Here is a 2,159-nt window from a genome sequence, read left to right on the forward strand (position 1 = left end):
GCGCCGCAGGCGCTCGACGAGATCCGCCATCGCAACCAGGCGCTGAAGCAGGTCCTCAAGAGCGCCGCCGACACGCCGGCCGAGCGCGCGACCATCGAGCTGGTCGCCTTGCTCTTCCAGGCCATCCTGCAGGAAGAGCGCATCCCGCCGGCGATCCGGGTCTGGTTCGCGCGGCTGCAGATGCCGGTGCTGCGGGTGGCCGTGGGCGAGCCGGACTTCTTCGCCACCGACGACCATCCCGCGCGGCGCCTGATCGACCGGATGGGCTCGTGCGTGATGGGCTTCAGCACGTCCACCGCCGAGATCGGCGACGCGTTGGAGCGCGAGATCAAGCGCGTCGTGCAGGTCGTCGAGGCCTATCCCGACACCGGCCGGCGCGTGTTCCAGACGGTGCTGACCGAGTTCGAGAAATTCCTCGACCACTACTTCGAGCAGGAGAACGAGGTCTCGAAGAAGGGCGTGTCGCTGGCGCAGCAGGTCGAGCAGCGCGAGACGCTGGCGATCCAGTACACGATCGAGCTGCGCAAGATGCTGTCCGAGGTGCCGGTGCAGGACGGCGTGCGCGACTTCCTGTTCCAGGTCTGGGCCGACGTGCTGGCGGTGACCGGCGTGCGCTACGGGCCGCAGGCCGAACAGACCAAGGCGATGAAGCGCGCCGCGGCCGACCTGATCTGGTCGGCCAGCGCGAAGGTGTCGCGCGAGGACCGGGCCGAGGTGATCCGGCGCCTGCCGCCGCTGCTCAAGACGCTGCGCGACGGCATGGGCCACGCGGGCATGGGCCATGAGCGCCAGGATGAGCACATCCGTTCGCTGAACAATGCGCTGGCGGCGGCCTTCACCGCCAAGACCGCGGCGATCCCGCGCGAGCGCCTGGACGACCTGATGAGCCAGCTCGAGACGCTGGAGGCGATGCTGCCGTCGCCCGAGGCGGGCGAGATCAACGAGACGCTGGTGCGCGACCTGTCCAGCCACGAGTGCGACGGACTGGAAGTGGTGGCCGAAGGCGGCGCCGCGCCGACGCCGGCGATGCTGGCCTGGGCGCGCGAGCTGCAGGTGGGCAGCTGGTACATGCTGGACTACCGGGGCCGGGTGGAGCCGGTCCAGCTGGTCTGGCGCGGGCTGCGGCACCACCTGATCCTGTTCGTCTCGCCGCAGGGGCGGGGCGTGCTGTTCCAGCTGAGCCGCCTGGCGGCTTTCCTGCAGGCCGGGCTGATGCTGCCCGCCCAGGATGAATCGCTGACCGTCAAGGCGACGCGCAACGCGCTGGCCAAGCTCGAGGTCGATCCGAGCCGGCTGCTCGCCTGAGGGCGGGTGAGGGCAGGGTGAGGGCGGGGCGCTGTTGCCGCCGCCCCAATGAAAAAACCGGCGCCGCGCGATGCGGGGCCGGTTTCTTTTTGAGCGCTGGCGCGCGGTTCAGTGGATCAGGCGCTCTTCGGGCGCGACGAACAGTTCGTCGAGGATCAGCGCGTCGGGCTCCTCGCCCAGGCTCCAGAACACCATCAGCACGATGATCTTCAGGTCCTCGAGGTCCAGCGGGCCGCCGGGGATCGCCATCGCGCGGTCGATCACCATTTCCCGCATCGCGGTCGGCAGCACGCCGGCCGAGGCCAGGAAGCTGATGAAGCCGACGGAGCTTTCGCCCAGGTGCTCCTGCTCCTCGCGGGTGTAGATGCGCAGGCTACGCTCGCCGGGCTCGCCGTGGTGCGATTGGGCCGAGGCGGCCAGGCCGTCCAGCCAGGACAGCGCGTCGCGGATTTCGTCATCCTCGAAGCCGACTGCCGACAATTTCCGGGTCAGCTGGGCGTGATCCGGGCAGGCGTCGGGCCGCCAGTAGGTTTCGTACAGATAGACGAGCACGTCGAACATGGCGGGCACTATAACCGACCGCCCGAAAGCCCTTCCGGCCGAAATGAGCCCCGGCGGCCGTCGACATCCACGGATGCTTCAGGCCCGGCGACGGCGCTGGAACAGCGCGCCGGGGAGGCGGGCGACGAGGCCCTCGAGCTCCAGGTCCAGCAGGGTGGCGTTCAGCTCGTCCTGCGGCCAGCCGCTGCGCTGCGACAGCTGCTCGAGCGAGACGGTGTCCCGGCCGATGGCCCGGAGCAGCGGGTGGTCGTCCTGGGGTGCGGGTTCTGGCGTTGCCTCGGCGCCGCTTCCGG

The 2,159-nt window shown here is 70.0% G+C and carries 2 protein-coding genes and 1 pseudogene; 1 reads left to right on the plus strand and 2 read right to left on the minus strand.

The features are described from left to right. Positions 1 to 1,305: DUF1631 family protein (locus tag FUT87_RS10230; protein ID WP_147240946.1), on the plus strand; the 1,305-nt coding region annotated here is incomplete at its 5' end. Between the two features lie 108 nt (positions 1,306 to 1,413). On the opposite strand, the gene FUT87_RS10235 is transcribed toward FUT87_RS10230, so the two are convergent. Continuing rightward, positions 1,414 to 1,866 carry a DUF494 family protein gene (locus tag FUT87_RS10235; protein ID WP_091727970.1) on the minus strand — a complete coding sequence of 151 codons (453 nt, stop codon included), beginning with the start codon at positions 1,864 to 1,866 and terminating at the stop codon, positions 1,414 to 1,416. 78 nt (positions 1,867 to 1,944) lie between these two features. Further along, positions 1,945 to 2,159, minus strand: a pseudogene (locus FUT87_RS28620) (DNA-protecting protein DprA); the annotation flags it as partial.

The sequence above is a fragment of the Mitsuaria sp. TWR114 genome (assembly GCF_007997345.1).